This is a genomic window from Enhygromyxa salina (assembly GCF_000737335.2).
Classification (GTDB): domain Bacteria; phylum Myxococcota_A; class Polyangia; order Nannocystales; family Nannocystaceae; genus Plesiocystis; species Plesiocystis salina_C.
The window spans coordinates 1-15,095 of record NZ_JMCC02000156.1 but is presented as its reverse complement, the minus strand read 5'-3'; the positions used below and the strand labels follow the sequence as shown (position 1 = coordinate 15,095).

At 67.4% G+C, this 15,095-nt stretch carries 13 protein-coding genes and 1 pseudogene; 6 read left to right on the top strand and 8 right to left on the bottom strand.

The features are described 5' to 3' along the window. Both DB30_RS38015 and DB30_RS38010 read right to left on the bottom strand, forming a co-directional pair. Window positions 1-1,251 (bottom strand): thermonuclease family protein (locus DB30_RS38015; protein ID WP_205633160.1); only part of this gene is annotated, 1,251 nt, incomplete at its 3' end. Next, the gene (locus DB30_RS38010) at window positions 1,242-1,922 is read right to left on the bottom strand and encodes a lamin tail domain-containing protein (RefSeq protein WP_165704141.1); all 681 of its coding nucleotides are present in this window, start codon (window positions 1,920-1,922) and stop codon (window positions 1,242-1,244) included. The genes DB30_RS38015 and DB30_RS38010, both read right to left, overlap by 10 nt. Window positions 1,923-2,216: 294 nt before the next feature. Between DB30_RS38010 and DB30_RS38005 the strand changes: the two genes are divergently transcribed. From DB30_RS38005 to DB30_RS37980, 6 genes are all read left to right on the top strand, one after another. Then, a complete protein-coding gene (locus DB30_RS38005) occupies window positions 2,217-2,909 on the top strand; it encodes a ferritin-like domain-containing protein (RefSeq protein WP_146662484.1) in 693 nt (230 codons plus the stop codon). A gap of 8 nt (window positions 2,910-2,917) precedes the next feature. Beyond that, on the top strand, window positions 2,918-4,636 hold the full coding sequence (locus DB30_RS38000) for a carbamoyltransferase family protein (RefSeq protein WP_052558642.1): 1,719 nt from the start codon (window positions 2,918-2,920) through the stop codon (window positions 4,634-4,636). Then, window positions 4,633-4,842, top strand: coding sequence for a DUF5989 family protein (locus DB30_RS37995; RefSeq protein WP_052558640.1), 210 nt, complete (start codon window positions 4,633-4,635; stop codon window positions 4,840-4,842). The genes DB30_RS38000 and DB30_RS37995 overlap by 4 nt, the downstream gene beginning before the upstream one ends. Before the next feature lie 72 nt (window positions 4,843-4,914). Continuing rightward, window positions 4,915-6,096: a metallophosphoesterase gene (locus DB30_RS37990; RefSeq protein ID WP_052558638.1), complete on the top strand. Its 1,182-nt coding sequence runs from the start codon at window positions 4,915-4,917 to the stop codon at window positions 6,094-6,096. A gap of 51 nt (window positions 6,097-6,147) precedes the next feature. Beyond that, on the top strand, window positions 6,148-6,402 hold the full coding sequence (locus tag DB30_RS37985; RefSeq protein WP_052558636.1) for a hypothetical protein: 255 nt from the start codon (window positions 6,148-6,150) through the stop codon (window positions 6,400-6,402). A 139-nt stretch (window positions 6,403-6,541) separates the two neighbouring features. Next, window positions 6,542-7,084, top strand: coding sequence for a DUF4136 domain-containing protein (locus DB30_RS37980; RefSeq protein WP_146662482.1), 543 nt, complete (start codon window positions 6,542-6,544; stop codon window positions 7,082-7,084). A 153-nt stretch (window positions 7,085-7,237) separates the two neighbouring features. Here DB30_RS37980 and DB30_RS37975 read toward each other — a convergent pair whose 3' ends face one another. The 6 genes and pseudogenes from DB30_RS37975 to DB30_RS37950 form a co-directional block, all read right to left on the bottom strand. Further along, window positions 7,238-8,047, bottom strand: coding sequence for a hypothetical protein (locus tag DB30_RS37975; RefSeq protein ID WP_052558632.1), 810 nt, complete (start codon window positions 8,045-8,047; stop codon window positions 7,238-7,240). Continuing rightward, window positions 8,044-8,640: a hypothetical protein gene (locus tag DB30_RS37970; RefSeq protein ID WP_052558630.1), complete on the bottom strand. Its 597-nt coding sequence runs from the start codon at window positions 8,638-8,640 to the stop codon at window positions 8,044-8,046. The genes DB30_RS37975 and DB30_RS37970 overlap by 4 nt, the downstream gene beginning before the upstream one ends. Window positions 8,641-8,655: 15 nt before the next feature. Further along, window positions 8,656-9,792, bottom strand: coding sequence for a hypothetical protein (locus tag DB30_RS37965; protein ID WP_052558628.1), 1,137 nt, complete (start codon window positions 9,790-9,792; stop codon window positions 8,656-8,658). A 187-nt stretch (window positions 9,793-9,979) separates the two neighbouring features. Next, on the bottom strand, window positions 9,980-11,917 hold the full coding sequence (locus DB30_RS37960) for a DNA gyrase/topoisomerase IV subunit B (RefSeq protein WP_052558625.1): 1,938 nt from the start codon (window positions 11,915-11,917) through the stop codon (window positions 9,980-9,982). 6 nt (window positions 11,918-11,923) lie between these two features. After that, window positions 11,924-14,419 carry a DNA gyrase/topoisomerase IV subunit A gene (locus DB30_RS37955; RefSeq protein ID WP_052558622.1) on the bottom strand — a complete coding sequence of 832 codons (2,496 nt, stop codon included), beginning with the start codon at window positions 14,417-14,419 and terminating at the stop codon, window positions 11,924-11,926. Window positions 14,420-14,617: 198 nt separating this feature from the next. After that, window positions 14,618-15,095, bottom strand: a pseudogene (locus DB30_RS37950) (hypothetical protein); the annotation flags it as partial.

Here is a 15,095-nt window from a genome sequence, read left to right as displayed (position 1 = left end):
GGGCGCGGGCGCGGGCGCGGGCGCGGGCTCCGGTTCGGGCGCGGGCTCCGGTTCGGGCGCGGGCTCCGGTGAGCGCTCTGGTTCTGGCGCTGGCGTGGGCGCGGGCACTGGGAAGAAATCGTCGGGTTGCTCGACCGCTGCGCTGTCTTCCGGGATGTCGAACTCGGGATCGAAGTCCTCGCTGCCCGGATCGCCCGGCGGCAGGTAGTCTGGCAGCCGGACCTGCACGGGATTTCGAACTTCGATCTGAAGTTGGTTTCGACCATTGCGGCGATCCGTGTAGCTGGTCACGACCCCGCGCACGCGCACGTACTCGCCGCGGTAGCGCCCGATCCCCGAGTCGTCGAACACGTCCGACTCCCAGAAGATCAGCGGGAAGTCCTTGAACATCCGCCGGCTCAACAGCACCCGCTTGGGCCCGCGCTCGCCCTGGCGGATGTCGCCCACGGTCGCCAGCACCTCGACTTCGTCGCCAAGGCGGGCCTGCAGCAGCAGCATCGCGTCCCAGTTGGTCAGGTCGATCAGCGCTGGGTCTTCGGCGGCCTCGGCCTCGAACTGGGCGACAAAGTCGGCGCGAGCGTTCCACCACAGCGCGCGCGCGTCGTAGTCGGGGTAACATTGGGCGCCGTCGGCCCACACGCCGCGCTTGTGCTTCCGGGCTTCGGCCTCGGCGGCCATGAACTCGGCGTGGAAGCGCCGGGAGTAGCCATACTTGGTGAAGTAGGGGCTCATCCCCGCGCGCACGGCCTCGAGGTTGTAGTTGACCCACTCGCCGTCGCGCTCGACGAACACGTAGGCCAAGAACCGGTTGTAGCGGCCGCGGATCTGCTTGGGGTCGTCACGCTCGAGCCGGACCGAGGTCACGCCCGCGAAGAAGTCCTCTGCCCAGTGCTTGGCGTCCATGCCCAGCGGGGTGGGCACCTTGATCATGCGGCTGGTCTTGGCCTGCTCGTTGGCGAGGTAGTTGTCCCAGCCAACCTCGAACGCGCGCCACGATTTCTCGGACTTGAAGGTCTCTTCGGTGTCGATCGCGAGCAGGCGCAAGCTCGCGTCGAGGCCGTCGACCTTGATCGTGTCGCCGTCGACGATCGCGTTGGGCTTGAGCGGGTACTCACCAAGGACCAGGCCAGCGTCGTCGCGCTCGAGCTCGCTGCGGTCGAAGCGGGTGTCGAGGTTGCTGCAGGCCCCCAGCGACAGGGCGGTGACCACCAGCGCGCGGAGGATCGTATCGCGCACGGCGATCATGGACATCGGTTGACCTCCCCGGGCGATCCCGGCAACCCCACGCCGAACAGCGGCTGGCCCTCGGCGCCCAGATCATCGACGCACCAGCAGCCGGCGTTGACGTTGTCGTTGTCGCTCGCAACCGGCGGGTTTTGGGCGTTGCCGCAGGCCATGGTCCCGGTGTCGGTCAGCGCGTCGGTCTCGAAGAACACCCGATCGATGAGCGAGCCGCAGGCCTCGATCTCCACGAAGGCCGAGCGGTAGCGCATGAAGTCGCGTGGATAGGCGTCGGACTCGGGGGTGCCGCCCGAGATGTCCCACGCGACGCCATAGTCGATCCACGTGGGCACGTCCTCCTCGAGGCCAGGGCCGATCACCGCGTACTCGCCAGCGGCCAGCTCGATCGAGTCGCGGACGAACAGCTCGAGGACCTCGCCGCCCGACGAGCGCAGGCTGAGCTTCATGCCCTCGAGGTCGACGCTGTGGCCAGAGCCGTTGTAGACCTCGATGTAGTCGCCGAAAGAGTCTTGCCCAGCTTGGGCGCCGCGCAGCTCCGAGATCACCAGCTCGCCCTCGGCGACGTTGGGGCACAGCTCGGGCAGCGCATCGCGGCCGCACCCGCCGGCCGATCCGATCAACAGCGCGAGCCCCAGGCAAACACTGGCGCGCCGGTGACCAACCGTGCGGTGGGGGGGCACAGTCCGTGAGCATAGGGCAGGACCTGCCCTGTTCGGTGACGATGGTGTGTCGACTGTTTTGCGCTGGAGCCGCGTTTGATCCACGCTACGCCCCGCAGACGGCCCCACAGCCGCCCCATCGTTGGAGATCATGCACACTTGTCTGGTCCTGCCCCACAAACTCGTGGGCGATCTCTCTCCGCGGGGATCGGCGCCGAACCTGGAGCCCCCCGCGCTGCGCCGAACCCGGTCTAGGTCCGTTGGCAGCCCAGCCCGCTGCGTCAGTCCGACCTACACTGGGTCAAGCACCGCCCGATGAGCCTCACCGCCGCACTCGCTCGCTTGCTCAACCCGCTGGTCTGGCGCTCGTCCGCTCGCTCGGCCCTCAAGCTGCACGGCTTCGCGCTGGCCGAGCACGGCAGCATGCTCGACCTGCGGCTCGCCGCTCGGCTCACGCCTTCTCCGTCGCGCGCGGCCGCCTACTTGCGCCACGCCGACGACGAGACCCGGCACGCACAAATGTTTGGCAAGCGCGCCCGCCAGCTGGCCCGCGAGGCCGCGCTCGCCCGCAGCCACGCGGTCTGGGATCCGATCCGGGCCGACTCCGAGCAGCTGTTCGTGGGCCTGGGCGAGCTGGATTTTCTCGCGTTCGTGCACGTGGGCGAGGCCCGGGCGATCGAACAATTCTTGGTCTACGTGGACTACTTCGAGGCGCGCGGGCGTGAGCGCGACGCCAGCTTGCTCAGGACGATCTTGGTCGACGAACATCGCCACGCTGCGTACACGCGCTCGCTGTTGTTCGAGCTGGCCGCCAGCGAAGCAGAGGCACGCCGCGCGCTGCGTCGGGTTCGTCGGTGGGAGGCGTGGCGCAGCTGGCTGCGCGCGGGCCGGTTCTTGGCGGAGCGGGTCTACATGGTCGCGATGCTGCTCGTGTATGTACTGGCCGCGCCGCTGGGGTTGCTGGTCCGCTGGGCCCGGCCGCTCACGCGAGGCTGGCGGGGCTCCTGAACCACGCCATGGCGAACGTGCTTGGAATCTCTGCGCACTACCACGACGCCGCCGCGGCGTTGGTGGTCGATGGCGAGGTGGTCGTGGCGATCCAGCAAGAGCGACTCTCGCGGATCAAGAACGATCCCGCGCTGCCGCTCGACGCTGGCGATGCTTGCCTGGCCCACGCTGGCTTGCGGGCCCAGGACCTCGACGCCGTGGTGTTCTACGAGCGGCCGTTCGACAAGCTCGAGCGCGTGATGGTCAATTTGATGCGCAACCTGCCCCGGACCTGGCGGCAGTTCCCGCGCGCGATGGCCAGCCAGCTCGGCGACAAGATCTGGGTGCTCGATCAATTGGCCGAGGCGTTTGGCCAGCCGCGCGCCAAGGTCCACTGCTTCGAGCACCACCGGTGTCATGCCGCGAGCGCCCACTTTGTCTCGCGCTTCGAGGACGCGGCGGTGTTGGTCGTCGACGGGGTCGGCGAGCACAGCTCGACCACGCTGTGGCACGGGCAGGGGAGCACGCTGCGGGCGCTGTGCAGCATCGACTTCCCGCACTCGCTGGGGCTGCTGTACGCCGCGCTGACGGCGTGGCTCGGGTTCGCGGTCAACGAGGGCGAGTACAAGGTGATGGGGCTCGCGGCCTGGGGCCGGCCCGGTCACGCGGGGCTGCACGAGCGCTTCGAGCAGCTGATCCGCCTGGACGACGACGGCAGCTACGAGCTGGGGCTCGAGTATTTTGCCCACATGAGCGACGCCGAGCTCGGGTTTGGGCCCAAGCTCGAGGCGCTGCTCGGACCGCGGCGGCCGCCGGGGCGGGCCTGGAAATTCGACGAAGCGAAAGACCAGCACTACGCCGACGTCGCGGCGACCTTGCAGGGGGTGATCGAAGCCGCGCTGCTGGGGCTGGCGCGCAAGGCCAAGGCGCTGACCGGATCCGCGAACCTGTGTCTGGCGGGCGGCGTCGCGCTCAACAGCCTGGCCAACGCCCGGCTGGCGCGCGAGGGCGGGTTCGAGGCGGTGTTCGTGCAGCCCGCGGCCGGCGACGCGGGCGGGGCTCTGGGCGCGGCGATCCTCGACGCGCTCGAGCTCGGTGATCCGCGGCCGGGGCCCATGATGTCGGCGGCGCTCGGGTTGCCAGTTGACGTCGCGCGGGCCTGGGCGGTCGCTCGGGAGCTCGAGCTGCCGATCCGCCGGGTTGACGATCCTGCGAGCGCCGCCGCGCAGCTGATCGCCGCCGACAAGATCGTCGCCCACGTGCGCGGTCGGTTCGAGTGGGGCCCGCGGGCGCTCGGGCAGCGATCGATCCTCGCGCGCGCGGCCGAGCGCAGCACCCGGGAGCGCATCAATCGGTTGATCAAGCAGCGCGAGCCGTTTCGTCCGTTCGCCCCGGCCGTGCTCGAGCCCCGGGTCGCGGCGTACTTTGACGGGCAGGCCAACGACATGACCCCATTCATGACCACCGTGCTCCCGGCCCGCCCCGATCACAGCGACGCGCTTGGGGCCGTGACCCACGAAGACGGCAGCTCGCGGGCGCAGACAGTCTCGGTTGGCAGCGCTCCCGAGCTCCACGCGTTGCTGACCGCGCTCGAGCGGGGCGGGCACGCGCCGCTGGTGCTCAATACTTCGCTCAACGGCCCAGGCGAGCCGATCGTCGCCAGCAGCGAAGACGCGCTGGGCTTCTTCTTGCGCCACGCCGTGGACGCGATGATCATCGAAGACCTGGTGATCGAGAGGCCGTCATGAACACCCGGTCGAATCGGCCCAAGCGCTCGCTGCTGCGCCGGCTCGGCGCGCGACTGCGGACCGCGGGGGCGCTGGTGTTGCACTTCTTGCACCCGGCGCGCTTCGTGCTGGCGCCGCTGCTGATCGTGCTCTTGTTCGCGGGCGTGTTGTTGTGGCTGACGGGCGGGCTGGCCTACGTGGCGCCGTTCGTGTACGCGCTGTTCTGAGCTTGGGGTAGGCCAGCAGCGGGCTGGCGACGAAACATTTACCGTGCGGGTGCGAATCCGCCACGACCACCGATGCAGCCGCTCTGGATCTTCACCCTCCTCGTGTACGCCCTCGTCGTGGGGGTTGGAGTCCGAACAAACCTGACCTTTGGGATATTTTCCCTGGTCCTGCTCGGGCTGCCAACCTGGGCGGTCTTGGGTCTCGCGCCGCACGTCGGCGCTGCGTGGCCGCTGCTCGTTGTTGGCCACGTCGCGGCGGCGTTGCACTTGCTCGCCTTGTTGCTGCGGCCGCGGCTGCGCCCGGTCTGGTTTCGCGCCATCGTGAGCATTCCCGGGCTCGGGTTCGCGGCGGCTAGCTTGCTCGCGTTGCCGTGGCTGATCGTTTCCAGCTTTGGCGTTCAGCCGGCCGGGCTGGTGGTGCCCTTCGCCCTCGCCGCGTTCGGAACGGCGCAGACCCTCTACACGCGAGAGACCACCGTCGACTTTGTCGTCGATCGAGAGGTCGAGGTCGATCGTCTGGTTCGCTATCCGGCGGCAACCGCCAAGCCCGGCGCGTCGGCGCGGCCGCTGACGATCGTGCAGATCACGGATCCGCACTTGGGCCCGTACATGTCCGTGGCCCGGCTGCGGCGGATCTGCGAGCGCACCGTTACGCGTGACCCGGACCTGGTCTTGATCACGGGCGACATCATGACAATGGAGTCGCAAGACGAAGAGGCGATCGTCGCAGCCCTCGCGCCGCTCGCTGGCTTGGCGGGGCGCGTGTTTGCATGTCACGGCAACCATGATCTCGAGGCCCGCCGGGTGCTCGAGCGCGCGTACGCCCGGGTCGGCGCGCGGCTGCTCATTGACGAGGCCGTCACCCTTCAAACCCCGGCTGGCGAGGTTCAGCTGCTGGGTTTGGACTTCGTGTGGCGCGACCGCAAGGCGCACATCGAAGGGGTGACCGCCGCCTTCCCTCGGGTCCCCGTCGTGCCGCGGATCGTGCTGCTCCACGATCCCGGTGCGTTTCGGCACTTGCCGTCAGGCCACGCGGATCTGGTGCTGTCGGGCCACACCCACGGCGGCCAGCTTGGTCTGCTCAGCTTGGGGCTGCCGCACACCTTCGTCTCGGTAGTGGCCAAGATGCCCGACCACGGGCCGTGGGCGCTCGGCCGCAATCGCATGTACGTACATCGGGCCCAAGGCGTGTACGGTTTTCCGATTCGGCTTGGTGTGCCGGGCGAGCAGAGCCTGATGCGTGTGCATTTCTAAACCCGGTTGGCTTCGCCGCGATCGAGCGGCGCCAAGAGTTTGCTGCCCTCTGTGAACCACCCGCAGGGCGTGCGCTGCAATGGCGCGGCTGCCAACACGAGCTGCCAGGCCTTGTGCAACGGGCAGACCGTACTGAACGTCGCGTGCCACCGCCGGACGTGGAACGTCGGTAACCGCGGGGCGGGCATCGAGATCAACGCCCAGGGCAACGGCGTATGTGCGTGCTCCAACCCGGGCTACACCGCGCGGCCCTGCACCAACACCTGCAACGGGCCCACCCAGACGATCGAGGTGACCTGCGGGTAGCCGTCGCCGGGTGGCGCGCTCGGGGCCGGCACCGTCGGCGTCCTCGTGATCCGCTATCGCGCGCGACCACGCAAAGATCACGGCCCGCGCTGGCCTCGTGCCCTTGGCAGGCTGCGCGGGTCGGGCTAGCTTGTCTCCAATGTCTCGCTCTTCCGCTCGCATTGGCACACTCGCGCTCGCGCTGGCCCTCACCGCACCGTTGGCCGCTTGCTCGCAGCAATTGAAGGCCGAGACCGAGTACGTAGAGGGCACCGACTTCTCGCAGTATCAGACCTACCGCTGGATCACGGACGACCTGGTGCTGATCCAGTCGGGCGACGGCAACGAGAACATTCGCAATGTCGAGAACGAAAAGCGGATCCGCGCCGCCGTCGAGCGCGAGCTCGAAGCCAAGGGGCTGAAGAAGGCGACGGGCGAGGACGCGCATCTGTTGGTCGCGTTCACGGTGGGGACCCAGGTTCGCTACAAGATCCAAGGCGGCGGCGCGACCGGTCTCGACCTCGTCGCGGGCGGCCCGGCCAAGGTCACGCGTGGGCGGCTGACGCTGTATCTGTTTGACCAAGCTAGCAAGACGCAGATCTGGTCAGCGTGGACCCAAGACGACCTCGAGCCGGGCTCGGATCCAGACGCCGTTGTCAATTCGGCGGTCTCGGTCCTGATGAACGAGTTTCCCCCCGGCTAGGGCCAGCGAGGCTGGCGCCTCAGACCGTCGAGCATGTAGACCTCTGCATGGACATCGCCTCGGTGATCGGGTGCCGGGTTCTATGTGCTGCCCCATCAGCACATCGACCCCCGCAGACCGGCCCTCGACTTTGGGGTGTCAAGGACGCGAGCGCTACGGCCAGGGCACGCGGCCCTTGGCTTGAACCCAGACTTGCTCGCACTCGAGCGAGTACTTGATGAACTGTTTCATGCGGGCGTCGACCAGGGCCTGATCGAAGGGCTTGCCCTCGAGCTCGTTCATGATCCGGGTGTGGGTGACCCAGAACTCCCGCTCCATCTGCTCCCAGCGCTCGAAGTTGGCGAGCGGCTCCGGGGCCCAGTCTCGTGCTCGCCGCCAGCGATCGCACTGATCGCGGAACACCTCGATGTTGCGGCGCAGCTCGATGGTCTGCTGGTCAGCGACCGCCCGCGGCATCCCGCCGAAGTAGGTGTACATCGGGGTGCTCGGCGCGACCTGGTTGAGCGCCCCGCAGCCCGAGCAGGTGATCGAGGCCATCTCCACGTTGCTGGTGCGCGACAGCACCATGGAGCACTGCGTGCAGTGAACCGGCTCGGCGGCCGCGCTGCGGGCCGCTGGCTCGAGGTTGCGATGGAACTCCACCGCGATCTTGGCCTTCCACGCGGCCCAGTCCCACTCGAGCGCGAGCTCGGCGTCGGACTTCATGTCGAGGCCCAGATCCATGATGTTCGCGTCGGCGAACTTGTCCGATACCTGCTCCTCCCAGGTCTCGTCGAGCTTGTCTCGCAACACTCGAATGCGGGCGTCGAGGCCGCTCATCGCGTTGGTCACTGGCAGGAAGTCGTGGGGGTGCTGGGCAAATAACCCACGCATGCCTTGCTCGGACTCCGCGAGGATCTCTTCAAAGCGGCCCCTGATCTTGGCGATGAAGCCTGCCCAACGTTGAATTAGCGCCTGACTCATTGTGGTGATCCTTGCTTGGGCTCGAACAGAGGGGTGCCGCAGTATTCGCAGTCGAACACCAGGCGGGTGCGCTGGGGCGAGCCGCATCCTGGGCACGCGAGGGTCAGCTGGGGGTCGTACTCGAGGTTTGCCCACGGCGTGAGCTTGGCGGTCGCGGACGCGTTGGCGAAGATCCCCGCGAGCCCGCCCACGCCCGTGCGCGGCTTGATCCCGTCTTCGTAGGCCTTGCGCTGGTCTGCCGCGAGCTGGTTCACGCTGGTTCGCAGCGCGTCAACCCGGCTCGCCGCGCTGGGGTCGGTGGCCAGGGCCGCCTGGTGCCAGCCGCCAAGCTGATCGAGCAGCGCGCTGGCTTGGCGACCCAAGACGGCGACGACGGCCTCGAACTCGTCCGGGAACGCGCCGCGCGTGTGGCCGCGCTGGCCGGCTTGCTGGAGGCGTTCGCTTCGCTCGATCTCGGGCAAGCCAAAGTGGGTGACGATCGCCTCCCAGTCACCGACGCCGCCGGGCGCCGCCGACTTGGCGGCACCCTGCAGCTGGGCGATCTGGTTCTTGAGCGTGGCCTCGAATTGATCGAGCACGTGATGGATGTGCACGGCGTGGTCCCAAGTTTAGAAAGAGAGGTCGTCGTCGGCCCCGGCCATGCCGCCCGCGCCGTACTGGGTCTTGTACTTCTCACACAGGTCGGTGTGGGGCTGGAACAAGCTGGGATCGCTCTGCAGCTTCTGCATCCACCACATGCTCATGGTCGACCAGTCGAGCGCGTTCATGTTGAAGACTTGCTTCATCATGGCGTTGACGTCCTGACCCGACTCTGCCCAGGCCGCCTGCGCGCCCGCGATCTCGCAGTAGCGCTCGAAGCTGACGGGGGCCTCGCCACCGGCGGCGTTGGTCGTACCCATCACGGCCGCACCTGCGGCTCCGGCTGCGCCGTACTGCCCCGCGCCGGCGGCCCCAAACGCCTTTCCGTAGGCGGTGGTGATCGTGTGGCTGGTGTCCTTGGCCATGCGATCGGTCCACACGGCATTGACCGACTGCCACTTCGCGGCGTCGAGCCCATGCTGGGCCAGCATCGCGGTGAACTGGTCCTGTGGCAGACCCGTGGCCGAGGTCGCCGCGAGCTTGGCGTAGGTGTCGAGATCGACCCCGTCGACGGGCGCGAGCAGCTCGGGATCGGCAGCCAGGGCCCCCTGAGACGTGTACGCCTGACGCATGTGCGCGCCGTCCATCGCCGCTCGCATCACGTCGCCGCTGTCGAACACGAAGTCGTCGAGCTGCGGGCCGCCGGCTGTGCCCTTGTGCTTGAGCATGGTCCCGCGGACCCGGAAGAACTGGCCCATGTGGGCGTAGCCAAACTCTTGGCACTTGCGCTCGGCCTCGTCGGCGTCGCCCTGCATGACCATGTTGATCTCGGTCTCGTGAAACAGGAATTTACCGAGGTCATCGGGGCCGGCGAGCGGTCCAAAGTCGTCCTGGAACTGCTGCGGGGTGACCTCGAGGTTGATTTCGCTGGTCCACAGCATCTCGCCGTCGTCCTCGTCGCGGATCAGCGCCGCGCCCTCGACCCGGCGGATGACATCACCCGTAGACACGCGGATGTTCTCTGCGCCTTCAATGTGCTCGAGGCCCTTGATGTGCTTCTCGCGCAGCTCGCCCTGCGAGAGCTGTTTCATGTTCCCCGAGCCGGAGCCCGTGTCAGAGTCGAGGCCAAACAGCTTGCGAAAGAAATTGATGATGGTCTGGAGCATCGGCGTTTAGTCCGCGCGCAGGGTATACGACCTGCGCGTAGGCCGATAGGCGATCACGCGCTGGACGAGCGGTCACCGGCGAATCGGTTCATGACGTGATGCCAGTTGTCGTTCGAACAGGTCTCGTTGCTCCCGCTCGAGCCCGACTGCAGCCGGAAGCCGGGCGAAACCCCCGTGGGGGCCGAAATCAAATGTCGATCTCGTCCGCGTCCGCGGCCCGCTCCATGATGAACTCGTAGCGCATCGACGCGTCCTTGCCCATCAGGTCGTGGATCGTGCGATCCGTTGCCAGCTCGTCGGCGATGCTCACCCGGATCAGCTGCCGCTTCTTCGGATCCAGCGTCGTGTCCTTCAGTGTCTTGGGCATCATCTCGCCGAGGCCCTTGAAGCGCTGAATCTCGGGCTTGCCTTGCTTGATCTCGGCCAAGATCCGCTGGAGGTGCTCGTCATCGGCGGCCCAGTGGGTCTGCTTGCCCACGTCCACCCGAAACAGCGGCGGCTGGCCAATGTAAATGTGCCCGCTGCGGATCAGCTCCGGCATGTATTTATAGAAGAAGGTCAGCAGCAAGGTCGCAATGTGATGACCGTCGGAGTCGGCGTCCATCAGCAGGATCACGCGATCGTAGCGCAATCCCCTGATGTCGAAGTCCTTGCCGATCCCGCAGCCAAGCGCCTTGACGATGTTGCCGAGCTCTTCGTTCTTGAGCACCTTGGCGATGCTGGCTTGGGCGGCGTTGAGGACCTTGCCGCGCAGCGGCAGGATCGCCTGGGTGTGGCGGTCGCGGCCCATCTTGGCCGAGCCACCGGCGGAGTCGCCCTCGACGATGAACAGCTCGCACTTGGCCGGGTCGTTGCTCCCGCAGTCGGCGAGCTTGCCGGGCAGGCCGATCTTGGCGTGGCCGGCGGACTTGCGGGTGACCGAGCTGACGGCGGCACGCGACGCCGCGCGGGCTCGGGCGGCGAGGATCACCCTGGCCACGATCGCGTCGCCCAAGCTGCGGTTCTCGTGAAGCCACTGCTCGAGCGCCGGGCGGATCACGCCCTCGATCTGCGTGGCGACCTCGGGGTTGTTGAGCCGGTTCTTGGTCTGGCTCTGAAACTGCGGCTCGAGCACGTACACACTAAACAGCGCGATCAAGCCCTCGCGGATGTCGTCGAGCCCGATCGTCAGGCCCTTGGGCTCGAGCTTGTGGGCCTGCATGTACGCGCGCAGGGCCTTGCCCAAGCCGTTGCGCAGGCCCTGCTCGTGGGTGCCACCGTCGGGCGTGGGCACGCCGTTGACGTAGGAATTGATCGTGGTCTCGCTGGCCTCGGTCCACGCGAGCGCGAGCTCGAGCTTGGGGTCATCGCTGCGCTCGATATAAAAGTGACCCTTGTGCACGGCCGGCTTGCCCCGCACGGTGATCAGCTTGTCGAGGTATTCGGCGATGCCGTCTGCGTGGTGGAAGACCTCGGTCTTGTTGGTCGACTCGTCGACGAACGAGATCGTCAGGCCCTTGTGCAGGTAGCTCTTGGCCTCGATTCGCTGGCGCAGGACGTCGGGATCGAGCAACGCCTTGGCCCCGAAGATGGCAGGATCGGGGCGCAGGAACACCTCGGTGCCAGTGCCGCGGACCTTGCCGCGTGAGACCAGCTTGCCCTCTTGCACGCCGCGCACGAACGTGACCTCGTGGAGCTTGCCACCGCGCTTGACCCGGACCTCGAGGCGCTCGGACAGGGCGTTGGCCACGGCCGCGCCGACCCCGTGCAGTCCGCCCGAGTGGCGGTAGCTCTCACCGTCGAATTTGCCGCCCGCGCCGAGCTGGGTGAACACTGCGACGACCGCCGGGATCTTGAGCTTGGGGTGCTTGTCGACTGGGATCCCGCGGCCATCATCGGAGATCGTCAGGCCCTTGCGATCCGCGGTGAGGGTGACCTCGATCTTCGACGCATATCCGTTGATGACCTCATCGACGGAGTTGTCGAGGATCTCCCACACGATGTGGTGCAGGCCGTCTTTGTTGACGCCGCCGATGTACATGCTGGGCCGGGCCCGCACGTGCTCGACGTTTTGCAGCACCTGGATCGCGTCGGCGCCATAGTCAGTGGACACGGCGCGTTTCTTGGAAGTGTTGGTCTTGGCCATGGTGTCCTATTGCGCTTCGTAGCCCATCTCGACCAAGCGCGCGGCGCCGGCCTCGAAGTCGGGTGATTCAGGGATGGGGAACACCAGCGACTCGACGGTGCCGCGCTTCATGATTGGGCGGCCCTTGCCGCCGCGATTGGTGACGGTTGCCTTGCTCTCGCTCAGCTTGAGCGTGCCGCCCGAGGACTTGTTGACCTCGATCGTGTGCCTGGATGCCCACGCGCCGACCAGCTGGTCCTTGTCGTCGAGCTTCATCAGCGTCACGCCGCGGCCGGGGCCGGCGAGCAGGTTGACGTCCATGACCTCGCAGCACAGCAGCTTGCCCTTGCGAGACAGCGCGCAGACCTGGTCTTCGGCGTAGACCTTGAACACCTCGATGAACTCGTCGTCCGGCTTGAGCTTGCCGAACAGCCGACCCGAGCGGGTGCTGGGGTCGCGGTGGGGCCACAGCGTGAAGCGCAGCGACATGCCGCCTTGGCTGACCGCGAGGAAGTGGGGGTAGGGCTCTTCGTACTCCGCGCCAAGCTCGGGCTTTTGGGCCTCGGCGAACTCGATCATGAAGCGCGGATCCGTGGGCGCCGCGGCGATGACCTTCTCGCCGTCCTTGAACTTGAACAGCTTTTGCACCGGGGTGCCGTGGCCGCTCGAGGCCGGCACATCGTTGATGCGGATCACGTAGGCCGAGCCGCGGTTCGAGAACAGCACGACCGACTCGCGGGTGCTGCCGCCAACGAGCGCGAGCGGGCTGTCGCCATCGCGCATGCGGGTGGTCTCGAGGTTGACCTGGCGCTGGCGCTTGATCCAGCCGTCGCGGGTGATCAACACGACCGCGTCCTCTTCGATGATGAAGGACTCTGCGGAGAACTCTTCGGTCAGGTCCTCGGCGTCAATTCGGGTGCGCCGGCGATCGGAATAGTTGGTAGCGAGCTCCTCGAGCTCGGCCTTGATGATGCCCCACAGCTTGGTCTCGCTCTTGAGGATCGCCCGAATCTGCTTGGCGCGCTTGCGCTTCTCGGCCAGCTCTTCGCGGATCTTGAGGATCTCGAGCTTGGCCAGCTTGTACAGCCGGGTCTCGAGCACCGCGTCGGCCTGGATCTGGTCGAGGCCAAACGCCTTGATCAGCTTCTTGGCCGCGTCGGCCCGACCGTCGCTGGTGCGGATCAGCTTGATCGCCTTGTCGAGGTCATTGAAGATCTTCTCGAAGCCCTCGAGCAGGTGGATGCGCTCCTCGAGCTTGCGCAGCTCGTACTCGAACCGGCGCTTGACCGTGAGCAGGCGAAACGCCAGGAACTGGGTGAGCACCGACTTGAGGTCCAGGCGCGCGGGCGCGGCGACCTCGGGGTTGGCGCTCGGGACCAGCACCGTCATGTCGAGCTTGATGGTGGTCTGCAAGCGGGTGTGCTTGAACAGGTAGGCCATGACCAGCTCGGGGTCGACGTCGCCCTTGGGATCGAGCTCGATCTCGACGCGGACGTCCTCGGTGCTGAGATCCTGGACCCCGATCACGACCGGGAGCTTCTTGGCCACGATGATCTGGCCGATCTCTTCGACCAGGGCGCTCTTTTCGACGGCCCAGGGGACCTCGGTGATCACGATGCGCGGGCCACCGGGGGGCTTCTTGGACTTGGCCTTGACCGGCTTGGGCTCTTGCAGCGACCAGCTGCCGCGCAGCTTGAAGGTACCCTTGCCTTGCTCGTAGGCCTCGCGTAGCTCGGTCCTGGTGGCGACCAGCTGGCCGCCGGTTGGGAAGTCCGGGCCCTTGAGCTTGGTCATCAGCTTGGCGACCGTGACCGTGGGATCGTCGATCAGCAGCAAGCTGGCGCGGATCACTTCGCCCAGGTTGTGGGGCGGGATCGAGGTTGCCATGCCCACCGCGATGCCGGTCGCGCCGTTGACCAGCAGGTGCGGGAACCGAGCCGGAAGCACGATCGGCTCACGGCCGGTGCCATCGTAGGTCGGGCGGTACGCGACCGTGTCGCTCTTGAGCTCGGTCAGCAGCTCGGCCGCGAGCTTGGACAGCTTGGCCTCGGTGTAGCGGTAGGCGGCAGGGGAGTCGCCGTCGATCGAGCCAAAGTTGCCCTGCCCGTCGACGAGCGGCATCCGCATCGCGAAGTCCTGGGCCATGCGGACCATCGCGTCGTAGACCGCCGTGTCGCCGTGCGGGTGGTACTTGCCGATGACGTCGCCGACGACCTTGGCGCTCTTGCGGTGACGCGCGTCGAAGGTCAGACGCAGGTCGTCGAACATCGTGAACAGGATGCGTCGCTGGACCGGCTTGAGGCCGTCACGCACGTCGGGGATCGCCCGCGAGGTGATGACGCTCAGCGCGTAATTGAGGTACTTGCGGCGGGCCTGCTCGGCGAGGTCGCCCTCGATGATGCCCGCGCTGCCGCCTCCACCTTGGCCGGCGGGGGGCGCTTCATCGCCCTTGGCTTTGCGCCGGGCTTGGCTCATGGCTTCCGCGGGAATCGTGGGATCGTGGGTCAGCTCGAGCTGGGACATATTAGGAAAACGCTTTGATTACGCGGGGTTGGGGTCGGTAGTCCGACCGCCGGGGGCGAGAGTACACATTCCGGGATCCGCGTCAAACTTTCAGGGGGTGCGTTCTTGGCGCTGATCCAATCCAGGATAGGCGCCAAGCATCCCTCGCGGGCAATCGGTTGAGCGATCAGGTCGCGGGTCGCAGTGGATCTCGGAAGGTCACCCGGCCGCGCTCTGGGAGTCGTCGGTGTCCGGGGGCTCGGCGTTGGCGTCCGTGCTTGGCTCGGACCGGGGGGCGGCCTCGTTGGTCGCCGCGACGAGCTCGATGGTATCGGTCGCCTCGGGGTCGGGCGCGGTGTCGTCGACTGGGGGGGCGCTCGGATCGGTGTCGTCGGGGGCGGAGGCAGACTCGCGCGGCTCGTCGGTCTCCGACAGCTCGGCGGGCTCGGGCTCGGGCTCGCTCGCGTCGGGCTCCGAGTCGGCGGGGTCGGGCTCCGAGTCGATGGCGTCGGGCTCCGAGTCGATGGCGGCGGGCTCGAGCTCGAGCTCGCTCGCGTCGGGCTCCGAGTCGATGGCGGCGGGCTCGGGGGCGGGCTCGCTCGCGTCGGGCTCCGAGTCGTTGGCGGCGGACTCGGGGTCGAGGTCGCTCGCGCCGGGCTCCGAGTCGTTGGCGGCGGACTCGGGGTCGAGGTCGCTC